Below are 16,382 nucleotides of genomic sequence, written 5' to 3'. Positions count from 1 at the left end.
TCGCGGCCCCGGGAGCCAGGGCTACCGGGGCCGCTTCACACTATTTCTACTTGTTGCGGGCCTTCTCACGCGAACGTGCGCGCGCTCGATCGGTGCTCGACAGATGCACCTTCCGCACGCGAATCACCTCGGGCGTCACCTCGACGCATTCGTCGACCGCACAGAATTCGAGCGCAGCTTCGAGGGTGAGTTCGATCGGCTTCGAGAGCGTCTCCATGACGTCGGCCGTCGACGAGCGCATGTTGGTGAGCTTCTTCTCGCGCGTGACGTTGATATCGAGGTCCTCGGCGCGGGGGTTGATACCCACGACCATGCCCTCGTAGGTGTCGGCACCGGGGTCGACGAAGAAGGTGCCGCGGTCGGCCAGCTGGATCATCGCGAACGGGGTCACCGACCCTGCGCGGTCGGAGACGAGCGAGCCGGTGTGGCGCGCGCGGATCTCACCGGCCCACGGTGCGTAGCCGTGGAAGATCGCGTTGGAGATACCCGTGCCGCGTGTTTCGGTGAGGAAGTCGGTGCGGAAGCCGATGAGACCTCGGGACGGGATGATGAACTCCATCCGGACCCAACCCGTACCGTGGTTGGTCATCTGCACCATCTTGCCCTTACGGGCAGCGAGCAACTGAGTGATCGAGCCGAGGTACTCCTCCGGGCTGTCGATCGTCAGCTCTTCGTACGGCTCGTGCAGCTTGCCGTCGACGGTCTTGGTGACCACCTGCGGCTTGCCGACCGTGAGCTCGAAGCCTTCACGGCGCATCTGCTCGACCAGGATCGCGAGGGCGAGCTCACCACGACCCTGCACCTCCCACGCATCCGGGCGGCCGATGTCGAGCACCTTGAGCGACACGTTGCCGATGAGCTCGGAATCGAGACGGGTCTTGACCATGCGCGCAGTGAGCTTGTGTCCCTGGACACGACCGACGAGCGGCGATGTGTTGGTGCCGATCACCATGGAGATCGCGGGCTCGTCGACGGTGATGGTGGGCAGCGCGACCTGGTTCTCGATGTCGGCGAGCGTGTCGCCGATCATGATGTCGGGAATACCCGCGACTGCGACGATGTCGCCCGCGACGGCTTCTTCACCGGGCTGACGCTCGACACCGACCGTCTTGAGCAGCTCGGTGATCTTGACGTTCTTCACGCCGTCCGAGTGCATCCATGCAACGGTGTCGCCCTTGCGGAGCTTGCCGTTGTGGACGCGAAGCAGTGCCAGGCGTCCGAGGAACTCGGACGCGTCGAGGTTGGTGACGTGCGCCTGCAGCGGGGCCTCCGGGTTGCCCTTCGGCGCGGGGATGCACTCGAACAGAACCTCGAAGAGTTCATCGAGGTTCTCTGCGTCGGGGACCTGACCGTTCTCGGGCTGCTTGCGGCTGGCCTTACCTTCGCGACCCGAGGCATAGAGCACGGGTAGTTCCAGGGCGAGCTCGGCGGCTTCCGCTGCTTCGTCGTCGAGATCGGACGCGAGATCGAGAAGCAGGGTCTGGCTCTCCTCGACGACCTCTGCGATGCGGGCATCGGGGCGGTCGGTCTTGTTCACCACCAGGATCACCGGCAGCGACGCGGCGAGCGCCTTGCGCAGCACGAAGCGGGTCTGCGGAAGCGGGCCCTCGGAGGAGTCGATGAGCAGGACGACGCCGTCGACCATCGACAGGCCCCGCTCGACCTCGCCGCCGAAGTCGGCGTGGCCGGGGGTGTCGATGACGTTGATCACCGTCACGCTGCCGTCGGGGTGGTGGCGGTGCACCGCGGTGTTCTTGGCGAGAATGGTGATGCCCTTCTCGCGTTCGAGGTCGCCGGAGTCCATGACTCGGTCAACGAGTTCGGCGCGTTCGGCGAACGCACCCGACTGGCGCAGCATTGCGTCGACGAGGGTGGTCTTTCCATGGTCGACGTGCGCCACGATGGCGACGTTTCGAAAATCGGCGGTGCTCACGCGATGGCTCTCCTGGCTGTAGTCCGGCCACACGGCACTGGACCCGGTTGGCACCTCGCCCGTACGGCGCAATTTCGTTCTGGGCCGCGACGCGAATGCGAAACACCCGGCGTGGTCTTCGAGATCAACTCTCCGAAGGTCCATGCGGGCAGTGCGGCCACGAATACCCTACAGCCCGCATGGGTGTGCACGCGGCATCGCGCCCCTATCGGCCCAGCTCAGGGTACCTCGAAGTGACGTTCGACACGTAGGAGAACCGTGCTTCGCGATGCTCAGCCCCTCCAAAGTGACCCTTGGTGTTCAACTGAGGGAACGCTAACCTGACTTTCACGCGCACGGACGGGAGCAGGACGACGATGGGCAAGAAGAAATTCAAGGCGAGCACTGTCGCGAGCCTGAAACCGAAGAAGAAGTGCTGCCGCAAGAAGACCCGCTGCGTCAAATGCCCTGTCGTGATCATGCGCATGAAGAAGGTCCAGGACGAGGGGATGAGCGAGAAGCAGCTGCGCAAACACCTGGAGAAGGTCCGCGCCGCCTGACTCGCACCAACGGGTTCATTGCGCGGGTCATTGCGGGTGCGACCGCGGAGACGACACAATGGGTCATGGCCCAGCTGCTCACCGACGGCGAGATCGACGCCGCACTGTCCGACCTTCCGCATTGGCACCGCGCAGGAGACGCCTTGGTGCGCACGATCGAATCACCGACGTTTCCCGAAGCGATCACCCTGGTCGGCAGGGTCGCCGAAGTCGCGGAGGAAGCAAACCACCATCCCGATATCGATATCCGATGGCGCAAGGTGACCTACTCGCTCAGCACGCACTCCGCAGGCGGAATCACCGAGGCCGATCCGGCTCTGGCTCACAAGATCGATGCGCTGGCCGGCCCGTAGCAGCATCACTGCCGCCCCACCGCGGTGCGACGATCATCCACAGATAGACAACGAGAACGCCGACGACGTTCACCGCTCCGAGCCATGCGAGCGGGGCGGGCCGGTCGATATCCCACATCGAAGCCTGGAAAGTACTCAGCACCCACGGCACGCCGACCAACGTCACCGCCGCCCAGCAGACCGCCACGACCCGCGTGCCGAGACGACCCGCGAGGGGCCCGTAGACGAGCCACAGCAACATCGGCACGACCCACACCCAGTGGTGCACCCATGAGATCGGCGAAATCAGCAGCCCGAACAGCTGAACTATGACGAGTGTGCCGAGCCTGTCGTCAGGGCCGAGGGACCGCCACGCCGCGACCGCGAGGAGCGCACAGACAGCGACGGCGACGATCCACACCGCACCGGTGTCGACATCACGGCCGAGAAGCCGGCTGAGCGCGCCCCGCAGGGACTGGTTCCAGACCGATCCCACCGGCCCGATCCGATCGGCGTCACCGAAGAGGGAGGTGAAGTAGGTGCGAGCCTGCTCACCGAGCAGCACGGCGCTGACGACGATGGTGGCACCGAACGCGACCGCCGAGAAGAATGCCTCGCGCCAACGTCGTCTGGCCAGAAAATACACGCCTGTGATCGCCGGAGTGAGCTTGATCCCGGCCGTCACGCCGACGAGCCCACCGGAGAGCCACCACCGGCTGCTACGGACCGCCACCATCACGGCAAGCACGAGGAAGACGTTGATCTGCCCGTAGTCGAGGGTTGTGCGTACCGGTTCGATCCACACCGCGATCGCCGTCCAGACCAACGCCACCGACGTCCAGTGATCCTCGTGCGCCGCCGGACCGATGAGCAGTTCGAGTGCGATCCTGATGACGCAGAACAGCGCCGCGATGGTCAGCAGCAACCACATGATGCCGAGCAATCCGAATGGCAGATAGTGCAGCGGCAGGAACACGAGAGCCGCGAACGGCGGATAAGTGAACGGCAGCGGGAAATCCGGGGTGTCGCGCGAATAGGTGAAGTCGTAGAGCCCGCCGCTGAGGAGCGCGGCGGAACCGTCGACATAGACATGCAGGTCGACGAGGTTCATGCCGTTGGGAGTCAGCAGACCCCATGCAAGCCTGGCCACCACAGACATCAGCAGAAGCAACACGCACCACAGACGGTACGACCGAGCACGTTCTGGCACTGCGGTGCGCCTCCCGTCGTCGTCGTCCGGGTGCTCCGACCCGGCGTCAGAGGTTACCGGTGCGACGCATCAGAGAGAAAAGCACCAACCTCTCACGTAACAATTTTATCTCTCGTCACACTTTCCACATCAGTATCGAGTTACCGTCGAACACGAACCGCCATACGGAACACCCTGTCGCTACACTCCCCGCAGGTATCGGCCCGCGTCCTCTGCAAACGGGCGCTGCCGCTTGTACCGGACGGGGGGGCTACATAGAGTGTCTCCTCGAGCCGTCAGTATCTGGTTGCCCGTCCAGGACACCGGATACTTCAACGACAAGGATGGGGAACAGTGCTTCGTACTCGAGGAATGCGGAGGGCGCTCACGGTGTGCGCACTCGCCGCCACCGCGGGACTTGCCGTGCCGACGCACGCAGTCGCGCAACCTGCACCGCCTGCGCTACCGGATCTGGCCGAGCTCGTAACGCTCCCCCAGTTCGCTGTGCCGGCCGACCTGTCCATCGAGTCGCTGACACAGTTCCTCCCCCGGGCCGAGGTCGACCTCCAGCAGACGGAAGCGCTCGCGTCTCTCGCTCCCGCGATCGTGGGGGCTGCTGCCGGTCCCTCCGACATCGCGGACGACGGCAAGAACGACATCCTCGCTCAGGCCAAGGAACTGCTCGCGAACTCCGAGCTTCCGGATTCGGTGAAGAGCACCCTCGAAAGGGTCATCACCTTCCTCGACGGCAGTGGCGGCGGCGGGCCCGACCTCCCGGCTCCGGGTGAAGTCGTGATCTCCCAGTTCCTGTACCCGACACTCGGCCAGGACTGCATCGGCGACGGCGCCGACTCGGTCGGCACTGCACTCGCAGTCGCGGGCCCGGCACTGTTGCCGCCTCCGGGACCGGGCGCCGGCCAGGCCGGTTTCGTGTTCACTGCACTCGGCACCGCACCGGCGGCCGCTGAGCAGGCCGAGCCGCTCACCCTGACCTGGATCAACATCTCCAACGGACGCACGGGGGCGCAGCCGTTGACCAACGAGGCCAATGTCAACCCTGACGGCCCGACCACGCTGACCGCGATCGCCGACACCGGACCCGGCCAGGTCGTCGCCGTGATCTCGGGGGGCATCACCACGCAGGAGGAGGGCGCGGACGCGCGCTCGTGCACCTTCCTGCCGACACTGGGGCTCGTCGCAGTTCCCTGACAGGCACATTCAGCACGAGGCCACCGGAGGCGTTCCGGTGGCCTCGTCGCGTATGCAGCCGAATTCCTCGCTCCCTTCTCACCGGCCGCTGCACGTGGTAAACCGAAGCATGGCCCGCATGCCCCACCACCCACGAACACAACGGCACCGGTCGTTGCGCTCGCACCGCTCGATCCTGTCGATCGCCTCGGAGGGATCGATCCTCTCCATCGGGTCCGCCTATTCGATCCTGTCGATCGGCAGCATCGGCTCGATCCTGTCGATCGGATCCGCCGGATCCGCAGTCTCGGCACTGTCGTCGTTGTCGTTCGGAAGCGTGGGCTCGTGCATGTCGGCGCTCTCGCGCTGGTCGCTGATGGCGTGGCGCGGGGTGCATTCGGCGCCGGACGAGCATCCACGCCTCGTGGTCACGGCCGACGAAACCGATCCAGCCGGTCACTGCCAGTCCTGACACGTATGCGGTGGGTCCGCTGGGCTTCCGAACTGTCGGCATGTTAGACAAGTTGCGACATAGTTGTTTTCGCACACATCAAAGTTGAGGCCGCGTTCGAGCGTGGCTCGGACGAGGACCCCATGGCCGTCGACAGCCCGATTCCCACACGGGAGCGGCCCGCACCGCGCGCGATCGTTCCGGTTCTGGCGCTGTGTGGCATCGGCGTGGCGCTCATGCAGACCCTCATCGTTCCTCTTCTGCCGCAGTTGCCGGTGCTGGTCGACGCGACGCCCGAGAACACCTCATGGGCCGTCACCGCGACACTTCTCGCCGGGGCCGTCATCACCCCGATCTCGGGCCGCCTCGGCGACATGTTCGGCAAACGCCGGATGTTGATCGTCAGCCTCGGCATGATGGTCCTCGGCTCCGCCGTGTGTGCTCTGTCGACCACCCTGGTTCCCCTTGTGGTCGGCCGCACCCTCCAGGGCGCAGCCGTCGGCGCGATTCCACTCGGCATCGCGATTCTGCGCGACGAACTTCCCCCCAGGAAGATCCCGGGCGCTATGGCGACGCTCAGCGCCACTCTCGGTGTCGGTGGCGCGATAGGTCTGCCGTTCGCGGCGTTCGTCGCGCAATTGACCAGCTGGCACATGCTGTTCGTGGTCTCCGGGATCATCGGGGTCATCGGCATCGCCGCAGTGCTGTATTTCGTCCCCGAGTCGCCCCAGCGCAATCCTGGCCGCTTCGATTACCTCGGCGCCGTTCTGCTCTCCATCGCGTTGGTGCTGCTACTGCTTCCCGTCAGCAAGGGCAATACGTGGGGGTGGTCGAGCCCGATCACGCTGGGGATGTTCGCCGGTGCGATTGCGGTATTCGTCGGGTGGGGCATGTACGAACTACGGCTGCCACGCCCGCTCGTCGATCTCCGGATCTCCGGGCGACGCCCGGTTCTCATGACGAACTTCGCCTCGATCGCGCTGGGGTTCGCGATGTATTCCAACGTTCTCGCCTTCCCGCAGCTGCTCATGGCGCCCTCCGAAACGGGTTACGGTTTCGGGCAGTCGATGGTGATGGCGGGGCTCGTGCTCGCCCCGAGCGGACTTGTGATGATGGCCCTGTCCCCTGTATCGGCCGGGATCACGCGGCGATTCGGCGCGCGTGCAACGCTCGCGTGCGGGGCAGCCACCGTCGGACTCGGATATCTTGTGGCGTACCTGCTGTACACCGAGGTATGGCACATCCTCGTCGCGGCGATGATCATCGGGGCCGGGGTCGGCCTCGCCTACGCGGCGATGCCCGCTCTGATCATGGCAGCGGTGCCCTTGAGTGAATCCGCCGCAGCCAACAGTCTCAACACTCTGATGAGATCGATCGGTACGTCGACGGCGGCAGCGGTCATCGGAGTCGTGCTCGCCGCCATGACCACCCGGATCGGCGATGCCGTGGTCCCGTCCCTCGACGGATTCCGGATCACGTTCCTGATTGCGGTCGTCGCAGCGATCGTCTCGTTGGCGATCACCGCGCTGATCCCCCGACCGTCCCCGACCGCGCGGCGCGCCGACAACTGAGCCCCGTCACCGAATTCAGAGTTTCGACAGCGACCACTGTCCGTAGTCGGAGGCAAGGATGTTGTTCACGTCGATACCGATACCGTCGATCTCGCCCCCGGACACCTGGTGCAGGTGTGCGGATCCGTGGACGAACCCCTTGGGCGTTCCCCAGTTGTGCTGCCAGTAGAAAGCCCCCAGCCCGACGGCGGACGCCCACCCGATGGTCGGTGAATTCGCGTACACCCCGGTGTTCGAAGGTCCGACCACTTCTTGCCATGCAAGCAGGTACGGGACGATCTGAGTGGTGAACTGCACGAAGGTCGGATTGTCGTCGATCGAGGCGTAGATCGGCCGATCGTCGGGTCCCCCCGCCGCGCGATGCAGTTCGAGGCCACGTCGCGCGTGTGTCAACCCGGCCTCGTAGCCACCGAGCCAGTCGGAGGTTTCCCCTTTGCCGAATTGGTAGCAGGACACCACTTCGAGGCCGCTGTCGACGAGCGCGTCGGCCTCACTTTCGGTGAGAGGCTTTCCCAGCATCCAGTCGGCACCCGGCCGACGATCGGACACGTACCGGATTGCACCGATGTGCCCCGCGGAGCGGATCGAGGACGGCGACGGTACCCCTGCGGAGTAGTCCACGATGGTGCCGAGCACCTCGCGTCCTTGAGCGATCCCGGGCGCCACGAGTGCGGATGCAACCACGGCTCCCGATCCGATCGCCGTATACCGCAGCAGTTCCCGACGGGTGAGTGTCATGCGCGCTCGCTTCACTGGTGGGACAGATACCATCCGGTATTGCACCACAGCACCACCGGACACACCTGTCACATCGCCGAAGGCGCCCGATTTGCCCGGTACTACGAAGGAAATCAGTAACCGGCAAGATCTGCGAAGAACGCGGGCACCAGTGCGACGTCCTCGACGGTCCGCACCGTGGTGCGTACCCCCAGCCGGTGTTCCTTGAGCAGATCGCACAGGCCATCGCCGTCGACCAGATCGATCGGCGGAGCTCCGTGCCGATGGGCCTCAGCCCGGGCATCGTCGGTGAACTCACCGGTGGATACGAGCAACCCCTTCTCACCGCGGCCGACCATCGCAGCGCGGAACTCACGCACGACATCGGCGGCCACCCGCTCGCGACCGCGGACGAAACGGAAGAACACCGAGAAGCTGAGCAGCGACACCCGCAACACACCGGTGCCTTCGACGACGTCGGCGTCGGTGCTCTCGTCCGGGTCGAGGGTAATCAGCGTCGTGAACCCGGCCGCACGAAGAACGGCCGTGACCAACCGCTCGAAGCCGTCGTCGGGCAGATCCGTGACGGCACCCAGAACCGGTTCGCGCCACAATTCCGGATCCTCGGGGGCGGCGACAAGAGGAACGACCTGAGCACCCGACGAGCTGCGCACCATCCGCTTGCGCCGCTTCTCGGCGGTGTAGGCGATCTGCATGGGCCTGATCTCGGATTCCCGCACCGCACGCCCCCGATCGGTGACGCTCCACACGCCGCGACGGGCGTTGGCCAGCAGCCCCATGCCCTTGAGGTAGGTGCGCGCCCAGGCCACGCGGTATTCGATTTCGGTCCCCGGGCCGTCCCCGTGCAGCACGGCACGCGCTGCCGCCGACAATCCGACACGTTCCGATACTGCGGTGTCGATCTCGTCGATCGCACCGGATCCACCGAGTCCGATGACCGCCTGCAGGGTCGGCCACAGCAAATCGGTATAGGGCGGGAGCGCGCTCTCGTCATCGGCTGCACTTACCGCACCTGCCGTGCTTGCGAGGGGGTTTCCGACAACGTTTCGGCGCTGCACACCTTCCCCAATCGTTGCGGTCTTGCCCAGTACCGCCGGTCGCTCCTACAGGTCGGGAAACACCCTATCGGATCGGCGGTGCCCGTTTTCGGCGCGGGCACCTGCCGTGCGCCCTACGATGGAATCCGTGCTCCCCACGAGGTCTGCGGGCCGGCCGTGAATCGCCCCGCACCAGTCGATATGGCCCGTAACCCCTACCTGAGTGGGGTGTTCGCCCCGCAACGCGACGAAGTGGACGTGGCGAACCTCCCGGTATCCGGTGAGCTGCCACCGGATCTACACGGTAGTTATCTGCGGAACGGACCGAACCCGAGGTTCGATCCGATCGGCACCTACGTCTATCCGCTGGACGGCGACGCAATGGTGCACCGCGTCGAAATCGGCGACGGCACAGTGCGGTACACCAACAGGTTCGTCCGCACTCCCAACGTGGTCGCGGAGGAGAAGGCCGGGCGTGCGCTGTGGGCGGGGATCACCGACCCGTACTTCCCGCCCGCAGACGAGGTGGGCCCGGACCTCGCGAACACCATGCGCGAACTCCCCGACATCAACGTGGTCCGGCACGGTGGCAAATTGTTCGCACTCGCAGAGGGCGCGCCGCCGTACACACTCGGATCCGAGCTGGAGACACTCGCTCGCGACACGTTCGACGGGGGCCTTCCCGTCGGCCTCACCGCCCACCCGAAGGTCGACCCGCACACCGGCGAGATGGTGGCGTTCTGCTACATGCTCGAAGCCCCGTATCTCACCTGGTCGGTGATCGATGCCGCGGGCACGGTCATCCGCCCACCGACGCCCGTCGCCGGGGCGGACCGCCCGCTGATGATCCACGATATGGCACTGACGTCGCGCTACATCGTGCTCATCCTCTCCCCGTGCGTGTTCCAGATGGAGCGGATCTTCTCCGGTGCGTCGCCGCTGACCTGGCTGCCGGACCTCGGCACCCGAATCGCGCTGATCCCCCGCGACGGCAGCCCGGTGCGCTGGCACACCACCGACACGTTCTGGGTCTGGCACACGGCCAACGCCTTCGACATGCCGAACGGCGATGTCACACTCGACTACGTCGAATGGCGGTATCCGGGCGGGATCATCGAGTCGAACGAGCCGAATCCCGGTTCACTCACACGCGCGCTGATCTCCGACTCCGGAGTCACCCGGACACCGTTCGTCGAGCGCACCATCGAGTTCCCCCGCGTCGACGACCGCCTCCTGACCGGCGAGCACCGGACGGTGGCGACGGTCGGCAAGACCGGAGAGCGCCGTATTCCGCCCGGCGACGCGGACGCCCTGTGCTGGTTCGACGTGGTCGCCGGCACCGATACGACGTGGGACGCGGGCGACTACTCCGTCGGCGAACCCGTGTACCTGTCGAGCTCGTCCGGCGGGCCGGGTTACTGGGGCACGATCGCCACCGACCGCACCGATATGACCAGTCGTTTCCTGATCTTCCCGGCCGAGGATCCCACAACCGGGCCGGTGGCGCAGGTACAGATGCCGATCCGGGTGCCCTCGGGGCTGCACGGAGCGTGGCTACCCGAGATCTCCTAGTGTGAGCGGGTGGGTTTCACACGCGCCGAGCTCGAGTCCTTCCGCGATGCCGTCGTCCCCGATCTGATCGGGGACGGCTGCCGTCTGCTGTTCGTCGGCATCAATCCCGGACTGTGGACGGCCGCGACCGGAGCCCATTTCGCGCGACCGGGCAACCGCTTCTACCCCGCCTTGCTGCGGGCGGGCATCCTCACCCGCGCCGTCGACCCCACATCCGGCCTGAGCGAAGCCGATACCGCGCACCTGCTCGAGCGCGGCATCGGCATCACGAATCTGGCACCCCGCGCCACGGCGCGCGCGGACGAACTCACCACCGACGAATTGCGCGCCGGCCCTGAGCGATTGGCAGAGGTGGTCACGCGCTGGCAACCCCGCGTCGTCGCGGTTGCGGGAATCACCGCGTACCGCGCAGCCTTCGGGCGACGCAAAGCCGTCTCCGGCATGCAGGAGGAGACGATCGCCGGCGTTCCGCTGTGGGTGGTCCCCAATCCGAGCGGCCTCAATGCCCACGACACCGTCGACTCCCTGGCCGAGGCGTACGCAGCGCCCGCTCGGGCGGCAGGCATCCTCGCGCGGTGATCAGGCGCGCCCGGTCACCTTCGCGACGTAGTCGGTCGCGCGGTAACCGTCCGCCGTTCCCTCGACGAGGACGGTGACCCCGTCGGAGTTCTCCGTGCGGAGCGGGAGGATCGCCTGATACCCGGGTGAGTCGTACCACCCGCGGGCTCGCTCGATGTCTGGGAATTCGACGACGATCACATACCCGGGGAACGGTCCTTCCAGCACCTCCGGGTCGACCCCGTGAACTAGGAAACGTCCTCCGTACGGCACGAACGTGTCATCGATCGTCTCGAGGTATCGGATGATGTCCGCTCCGAAGTCGACGGAACGGAGGTGGGCGATTGCGTATGCGGTCATGCCGACGACTCTGCAAGATCGGGCGCGACAGATCGATTACCTGTGAGGTAATGGCAACGGTTCCCTCGCCGCCCATAGAGTCGACGCATGACGACGATGCAGTCGGAACCGGCCGGCGCGATGCTGCGACACTGGAGAGAACGTCGAGGACTCAGCCAGCTCACGCTCGCGAACCGCGCCGGCGTCTCCGCGCGACACGTGAGTTTCGTCGAGACCGGGCGGTCGCGTCCGTCCCGCGAGATGCTGTTGAAGATTTGCGAGGAGCTGGAAATACCTCTGCGCGAGCAGAATTCGATCCTGATGGCCGCGGGTCTGGCACCCGCCTATCCCGAGCATCGACTCGGCGACGTGCCCATGTCCGCGGTGTCCGATGCAATCACGCGAATCCTGCGTTCGCACCGGCCGTTTCCCGCGCTCGTCGTGGATCGGCACTGGACGATGATCGACGCCAACGAGGCCATCGGCGCGCTCGTTGCAGGCTGCTCACCGGATTTACTCGAACCACCGGTCAATGTGCTGCGCCTGTCGTTGCATCCGAACGGCCTGGCCCCACGAATCGCGAATCTGGGGCAGTGGCGCTCGCACCTGCTGGCCCGGCTCCGTCATCAGATCGGCGCCACCGCCGACCCCGTTCTCCTGCGCTTGTACGACGAACTGTCCGGCTATCCGTGTGACGACCCGGACGAGCATGCGGAGTCGAATTCACTCGTGGTTCCCCTGCGGATACGCACCGCCGACAGTGAACTGTCGTTCTTGAGTACCACCACGTTGTTCGGGACGCCGCTCGACGTCACGGTGTCCGAACTCGCGATCGAGGCGTTCTATCCGGCCGACGACGCGACCGCCGCTGCCCTGCACGGCTGAGCGGGTCGCGCGAACCCTGTTCCCACCGGACGTCACCGGCGTACGGTTCGAGTGGAAGCTGTTCGAACTGATCCGGAGGCGACCGATCATGAGCACTGCGAAGTGGTGGGTGATCGACGGGCGGAAAGACGGATTCGCCGTCGAAGAACGTTCTACCGGGGACATCGTGGTCACGAACAAGTCCTCGTCCGAAGAACACGTGCTTCACGGGTATGTGTGGAAGCACTCGCCGGTGTTCGGCATCCAGATCCAGAGCGAGGGACCGCCACCCTACGGGCACTGGGTCGAGAATCCCGACGACTGATCTCGCGTCAGGGCAGATTCTGCAGCCGCTGCCGCTCGCCGGTCACGGTGTCGATGAGCTCCGCCCGCATCACCGTGGCTTCCATGGGCAGCACGTCGTAGACGGCGGCGGTCAACCGTGGGAGTTCTTCGCGCCGCGCTCTCGGACTCAGCGAACAGTGAGGTGTCCACGACTTCGGCCTGTAGTGGCGGTGCAGTTCGGCTCCGGCGCCCGCGACTGCGCGCACCACACGTTCCTGCCGGACGAGCAGTTCGGCGGTCGGCGCGGGGATCAAGCATGCGCGGCCCCTGCGGAACAGGCCCACAGCGTCGAGCCGAAGTGGGATCGGGTCGGCCGCGGGCAGCGCGTCGAGCGCCGCGAGGATACGACCCGTGTCGTAGGTCCGCAGCACCGCATACGACAGGTGCGGTACGTGCCTGCGATGTGTGTGGGTGAGGAGCGTCGAGATGCCGTCGTCCTCTAGACGTCCCCACAGTCGCCGCACCGCACGGTCGGTGTCGGCGTCGAAGAGCAAGCAGACGGCGAGTGCCATCAGCCGAGACGTTCGCGATGCCGCATGGCTCCGTCAGGCCACGGTCGCGTGCCACACAAGCGCTGCCGCGAGCGCACCGGCGCCGTTGAGCGACCAGTGCAACGCGATCGGGGCGAGAATGCTGCCGCTGCGTCGGCGAAGCCACGTGAACACGAACCCCGCCGCCGCAGTGGCGACCACCGCGCCGGCGATCCCTGCGAGCTGCGCCCAGATTCCGGCGCCGAGGAATGCGCTCAGTCCCGCGTTGCCCGCCGTCAGCCCGAACGACGACGCGATGTGCCACAGACCGAACAACAGGGATCCGGCCGCGAACACACCGCGGGCTCCCCACACGCGCTCGAGGGTGCCGTGCAGGACACCGCGGAAGGCGAGTTCTTCGGGAATGACGGTCTGCAGCGGGATGATGATCATCGACGCGACAAGTGCGCCGGACACGGTCGCGTACCGTTCGGACAGGAAGAACTGCCTCGTGAACGGTAGCGCGATTCCGATGGCGACCACGGCGAGAACCAAGCCGATCGCACCCACCGAGTAGAGCGTGCCGCGCTTCCAGTGCCGCGGCGACAATCCGAGTTCGTTCCAGTGCATGCCACGTTGCCGCATGATCGCGACGAGCACAGCTGCAGCGATGGGGACCGTGGCGATCGATGCCCACACGGTGGTGAAGTGCGCGACGAGATTCGTGGCGACGAGTACTACAACGACGACGCAGACGTCGACCCACGCGTGGAACTGTGGGACCCGTCGGACGATCGGGACGATCCGTTCGGCTTCGACAGTCACGCGCGAACCCTCTCGACCAGGTGTGATGCAGGGAAACGGGAGGTGACGCGCGGGTTGCTGGGGAACATCTCCCCCAGTATACGGACCGAACCAGCCCATTCCCGTGACGCACATCACGATCTGCGCACTCGAGGGATGCGTCACGCGCCCCGTTGTCAAGGCCTTGCGTCGGCGCGACTAATCTGTTTGCGAACCTCAGCCTCTTTTCAGGAGAAACAATGGCCGACTTCCTCTACGAGGACCTGCTGCCGATCGGGGAAGACCCCACCGAATATCGGCTGCTGACCAGCGAGGGGGTGTCCACCGTCGAAGGACCTGACGGACGCACTTTCCTGAAGGTCGAACCCGAGGCGATGCGGCTGCTCACCGAGACCGCGCTTCACGACATCTCGCATTACCTGCGCACCGATCATCTGAAGCAGCTCGCGAGCATCCTCGACGATCCCGAGGCATCGAACAACGACAAGTTCGTCGCTCTCGATCTCCTGAAGAACGCGAACATCGCGGCGGCCGGCGTGCTGCCGATGTGCCAGGACACCGGCACCGCGATCGTCATGGGTAAGCGGGGCCAGCAGGTGCTCACCCCCGGCGACGACGAAGAAGCGATCGCGCGCGGAATCTACGACGCATACACACGGCTGAACCTGCGCTACTCGCAGAACGCTCCCCTCACCATGTGGGAGGAGAAGAACACGGGCAACAACCTTCCCGCGCAGATCGAGCTGTACGCCGACACCGCGAAGGGTCATGAGAACTCGTACAAGTTCCTGTTCATGGCCAAGGGCGGCGGATCGGCCAACAAGTCGTACCTGTACCAGGAGACCAAGGCGATCCTGAATCCGGACTCGATGATGCAGTTCCTCGAGGCCAAGATTCGTTCGCTCGGCACCGCCGCGTGCCCGCCCTACCACCTCGCGATCGTCGTCGGCGGCACGTCTGCCGAGTTCGCCCTCAAGACGGCGAAGTATGCGTCGGCGCACTACCTCGACGAGCTCCCCACCGAGGGGGCGATCACCGGCCGCGGCTTCCGCGACCACGAGCTGGAAAAGAAGGTCTTCGAGCTCACCCAGAAGATCGGCATCGGTGCGCAGTTCGGCGGTAAGTACTTCTGCCACGACGTCCGCGTCGTCCGTCTTCCGCGCCACGGTGCGTCGCTGCCGGTCGCCATTGCGGTCTCGTGCTCGGCCGACCGTCAGGCCAAGGCGAAGATCACGCCGGAGGGCGTGTTCCTCGAGCAGCTCGAGTTCAACCCCGGCCAGTTCCTGCCCGAGGTCACCGACAGTCAGCTCGACGCCGAGACCTCCGGTGTCTCGGGCACCGGCAAGGGTGCAGCGGTCAGAATCGACCTGACCAAGCCGATGCCGGAGATCCTCGCCGAGCTGTCCAAGCACCCGGTCAAGACACGGCTGTCACTGACGGGCCCGCTCGTCGTGGCCCGCGACATCGCGCACGCCAAGATCAAGGAGCGGCTCGACGCGGGCGAGGAGATGCCTCAGTACCTCAAGGATCACCCGGTGTACTACGCCGGCCCGGCCAAGACGCCAGAAGGGCTCGCGTCCGGATCGTTCGGTCCGACGACGGCCGGCCGCATGGACTCCTATGTCGAGCAGTTCCAGGCGGCGGGCGGTTCGATGGTGATGCTGGCGAAGGGCAACCGGTCGAAGCAGGTCACCGACGCGTGCAACGCGCACGGCGGTTTCTACCTCGGCTCGATCGGCGGCCCGGCCGCGCGTCTGGCGCTCGACTGCATCAAGAACGTCGAGGTCGTCGAATACGAAGAGCTCGGTATGGAAGCGGTCTGGAAGATCGACGTCGAGGACTTCCCGGCCTTCATCGTCGTCGACGACAAGGGCAACGACTTCTTCGCCCACACGGGCGAGGTCACGCTGACCGTCGGGAAGCGACCCGGTCTCTAGACTTCGGTCTACCTACGGAAAATCCGCTCCCGCGATCGAATTCGCTTCCCACTACGGCAGATTGCCGATGCGGGAAGCTGGGCCGGTCGCGGGAGCGGATCTCCCCGGGTTCACCGTCAGGCAGCGCAGGAATGCGTACGGGACAGAACTGCCGGGGACTGAGCGACCACACTCTGCAGGAAGCTCGCGACGACATCCGGCGCGGGTTCTTCACCGGGGGCGAGGATCTCGCACAGTCGACGGTAGGTGTCGTCGCTCAGCACCGGTGCCACGCGAAAGTGCGTGGTCATCGCCAACGTGAACGCGATTCCGTGGCTGCGGGAGCGCACCAGCAACTCGGGACCGTGTTGACCCTCGGTCAAGCAGATTTCGAATACAGCACCGCCAGCGTCGTGTTCGAACGACGCGGACGTAACGTTGCTTCGGATCATTTGACGATGAAGGGGACGCAGTCCGCCGAGCACCAGCGGCGGAAGCGTCACAGTGCGAAAACGGTCGGCGGTGAACATGCGAAT

The 16,382-nt window shown here is 65.6% G+C and carries 18 protein-coding genes; 10 read left to right on the top strand and 8 right to left on the bottom strand.

Translation table 11 applies throughout. The features are described from left to right. Positions 1–46 precede the first annotated feature (46 nt). A complete protein-coding gene (gene typA, locus ACTDXD_RS18455) occupies positions 47–1,933 on the bottom strand; it encodes a translational GTPase TypA (RefSeq protein WP_440123735.1) in 1,887 nt (628 codons plus the stop codon). 356 nt (positions 1,934–2,289) lie between these two features. Here typA and ACTDXD_RS18450 point away from each other — a divergent pair, with 356 nt between their 5' ends. Then, positions 2,290–2,472 carry a hypothetical protein gene (locus ACTDXD_RS18450; RefSeq protein ID WP_440123734.1) on the top strand — a complete coding sequence of 61 codons (183 nt, stop codon included), beginning with the start codon at positions 2,290–2,292 and terminating at the stop codon, positions 2,470–2,472. Between the two features lie 65 nt (positions 2,473–2,537). After that, positions 2,538–2,825, top strand: a complete 288-nt coding sequence (locus ACTDXD_RS18445) for a 4a-hydroxytetrahydrobiopterin dehydratase (RefSeq protein ID WP_440123733.1) — start codon at positions 2,538–2,540, stop codon at positions 2,823–2,825. On the opposite strand, the gene ACTDXD_RS18440 is transcribed toward ACTDXD_RS18445, so the two are convergent. Then, entirely contained in the window at positions 2,770–4,014 is a 1,245-nt protein-coding gene (locus ACTDXD_RS18440) for a mannosyltransferase (RefSeq protein WP_440123732.1), read from the bottom strand. The two genes, ACTDXD_RS18445 and ACTDXD_RS18440, sit on opposite strands and share 56 nt — an antisense overlap. Positions 4,015–4,365: 351 nt before the next feature. Between ACTDXD_RS18440 and ACTDXD_RS18435 the strand changes: the two genes are divergently transcribed. The 3 genes from ACTDXD_RS18435 (at position 4,366) to ACTDXD_RS18425 (ending at position 7,203) form a co-directional block, all read left to right on the top strand. Then, positions 4,366–5,202: an Rv1157c family protein gene (locus ACTDXD_RS18435; protein ID WP_440127691.1), complete on the top strand. Its 837-nt coding sequence runs from the start codon at positions 4,366–4,368 to the stop codon at positions 5,200–5,202. 118 nt (positions 5,203–5,320) lie between these two features. Next, on the top strand, positions 5,321–5,653 hold the full coding sequence (locus ACTDXD_RS18430) for a hypothetical protein (RefSeq protein ID WP_440123731.1): 333 nt from the start codon (positions 5,321–5,323) through the stop codon (positions 5,651–5,653). 122 nt (positions 5,654–5,775) lie between these two features. Continuing rightward, positions 5,776–7,203: an MFS transporter gene (locus tag ACTDXD_RS18425; protein WP_440123730.1), complete on the top strand. Its 1,428-nt coding sequence runs from the start codon at positions 5,776–5,778 to the stop codon at positions 7,201–7,203. A gap of 15 nt (positions 7,204–7,218) precedes the next feature. Here ACTDXD_RS18425 and ACTDXD_RS18420 read toward each other — a convergent pair whose 3' ends face one another. Beyond that, complete coding sequence (locus ACTDXD_RS18420) at positions 7,219–7,941, bottom strand: DUF1906 domain-containing protein (RefSeq protein ID WP_440123729.1); 723 nt, start codon at positions 7,939–7,941, stop codon at positions 7,219–7,221. Positions 7,942–8,054: 113 nt separating this feature from the next. Beyond that, on the bottom strand, positions 8,055–8,999 hold the full coding sequence (locus ACTDXD_RS18415; RefSeq protein ID WP_440123728.1) for a winged helix-turn-helix domain-containing protein: 945 nt from the start codon (positions 8,997–8,999) through the stop codon (positions 8,055–8,057). Between the two features lie 156 nt (positions 9,000–9,155). Here ACTDXD_RS18415 and ACTDXD_RS18410 point away from each other — a divergent pair, with 156 nt between their 5' ends. Both ACTDXD_RS18410 and ACTDXD_RS18405 read left to right on the top strand, forming a co-directional pair. Continuing rightward, positions 9,156–10,550: a carotenoid oxygenase family protein gene (locus ACTDXD_RS18410; protein WP_440123727.1), complete on the top strand. Its 1,395-nt coding sequence runs from the start codon at positions 9,156–9,158 to the stop codon at positions 10,548–10,550. 9 nt (positions 10,551–10,559) lie between these two features. Next, entirely contained in the window at positions 10,560–11,129 is a 570-nt protein-coding gene (locus tag ACTDXD_RS18405; RefSeq protein ID WP_440123726.1) for a mismatch-specific DNA-glycosylase, read from the top strand. Here the strand turns inward: ACTDXD_RS18405 and ACTDXD_RS18400 are convergent, their stop codons facing one another. Continuing rightward, positions 11,130–11,468 (bottom strand): DUF1330 domain-containing protein, encoded by a 339-nt coding sequence (locus ACTDXD_RS18400; RefSeq protein ID WP_440123725.1) that lies wholly within the window; start codon positions 11,466–11,468, stop codon positions 11,130–11,132. It lies immediately after the preceding gene. 87 nt (positions 11,469–11,555) lie between these two features. Between ACTDXD_RS18400 and ACTDXD_RS18395 the strand changes: the two genes are divergently transcribed. Both ACTDXD_RS18395 and ACTDXD_RS18390 read left to right on the top strand, forming a co-directional pair. Beyond that, positions 11,556–12,332 (top strand): helix-turn-helix domain-containing protein, encoded by a 777-nt coding sequence (locus ACTDXD_RS18395; protein WP_440123724.1) that lies wholly within the window; start codon positions 11,556–11,558, stop codon positions 12,330–12,332. 88 nt (positions 12,333–12,420) lie between these two features. Continuing rightward, positions 12,421–12,636 (top strand): maltose regulon activator MalT, encoded by a 216-nt coding sequence (locus tag ACTDXD_RS18390; protein WP_169687637.1) that lies wholly within the window; start codon positions 12,421–12,423, stop codon positions 12,634–12,636. Between the two features lie 7 nt (positions 12,637–12,643). Here ACTDXD_RS18390 and ACTDXD_RS18385 read toward each other — a convergent pair whose 3' ends face one another. Beyond that, a complete protein-coding gene (locus tag ACTDXD_RS18385; protein ID WP_440123723.1) occupies positions 12,644–13,168 on the bottom strand; it encodes a 2'-5' RNA ligase family protein in 525 nt (174 codons plus the stop codon). Between the two features lie 33 nt (positions 13,169–13,201). Next, positions 13,202–13,951, bottom strand: a complete 750-nt coding sequence (locus ACTDXD_RS18380; protein ID WP_440123722.1) for a lysostaphin resistance A-like protein — start codon at positions 13,949–13,951, stop codon at positions 13,202–13,204. A 218-nt stretch (positions 13,952–14,169) separates the two neighbouring features. Here ACTDXD_RS18380 and ACTDXD_RS18375 point away from each other — a divergent pair, with 218 nt between their 5' ends. Further along, entirely contained in the window at positions 14,170–15,867 is a 1,698-nt protein-coding gene (locus tag ACTDXD_RS18375) for a fumarate hydratase (RefSeq protein WP_440123721.1), read from the top strand. 116 nt (positions 15,868–15,983) lie between these two features. Here the strand turns inward: ACTDXD_RS18375 and ACTDXD_RS18370 are convergent, their stop codons facing one another. Beyond that, on the bottom strand, positions 15,984–16,376 hold the full coding sequence (locus ACTDXD_RS18370; RefSeq protein ID WP_440123720.1) for a hypothetical protein: 393 nt from the start codon (positions 16,374–16,376) through the stop codon (positions 15,984–15,986). Positions 16,377–16,382: the final 6 nt, after the last annotated feature.

Origin of the sequence: Rhodococcus sp. SJ-3 (assembly GCF_051918125.1) — a bacterium.
Classification (GTDB): domain Bacteria; phylum Actinomycetota; class Actinomycetes; order Mycobacteriales; family Mycobacteriaceae; genus Rhodococcus.
This window is presented reverse-complemented; position numbering and strand designations above follow the sequence as displayed.

Excerpts from the sequence above, each read along its gene's own strand:
- ACTDXD_RS18450 (WP_440123734.1), top strand. The coding sequence starts at position 2,290 with ATGGGCAAGAAGAAATTCAAGGCGAGCACTGTCGCGAGCCTGAAACCG.
- ACTDXD_RS18445 (WP_440123733.1), top strand. The coding sequence starts at position 2,538 with ATGGCCCAGCTGCTCACCGACGGCGAGATCGACGCCGCACTGTCCGAC.
- ACTDXD_RS18435 (WP_440127691.1), top strand. The coding sequence starts at position 4,366 with ATGCGGAGGGCGCTCACGGTGTGCGCACTCGCCGCCACCGCGGGACTT.
- ACTDXD_RS18430 (WP_440123731.1), top strand. The coding sequence starts at position 5,321 with ATGCCCCACCACCCACGAACACAACGGCACCGGTCGTTGCGCTCGCAC.
- ACTDXD_RS18425 (WP_440123730.1), top strand. The coding sequence starts at position 5,776 with ATGGCCGTCGACAGCCCGATTCCCACACGGGAGCGGCCCGCACCGCGC.
- ACTDXD_RS18420 (WP_440123729.1), bottom strand. The coding sequence starts at position 7,941 with ATGACACTCACCCGTCGGGAACTGCTGCGGTATACGGCGATCGGATCG.
- ACTDXD_RS18400 (WP_440123725.1), bottom strand. The coding sequence starts at position 11,468 with ATGACCGCATACGCAATCGCCCACCTCCGTTCCGTCGACTTCGGAGCG.
- ACTDXD_RS18395 (WP_440123724.1), top strand. The coding sequence starts at position 11,556 with ATGACGACGATGCAGTCGGAACCGGCCGGCGCGATGCTGCGACACTGG.
- ACTDXD_RS18390 (WP_169687637.1), top strand. The coding sequence starts at position 12,421 with ATGAGCACTGCGAAGTGGTGGGTGATCGACGGGCGGAAAGACGGATTC.
- ACTDXD_RS18385 (WP_440123723.1), bottom strand. The coding sequence starts at position 13,168 with ATGGCACTCGCCGTCTGCTTGCTCTTCGACGCCGACACCGACCGTGCG.
- ACTDXD_RS18375 (WP_440123721.1), top strand. The coding sequence starts at position 14,170 with ATGGCCGACTTCCTCTACGAGGACCTGCTGCCGATCGGGGAAGACCCC.
- ACTDXD_RS18370 (WP_440123720.1), bottom strand. The coding sequence starts at position 16,376 with ATGTTCACCGCCGACCGTTTTCGCACTGTGACGCTTCCGCCGCTGGTG.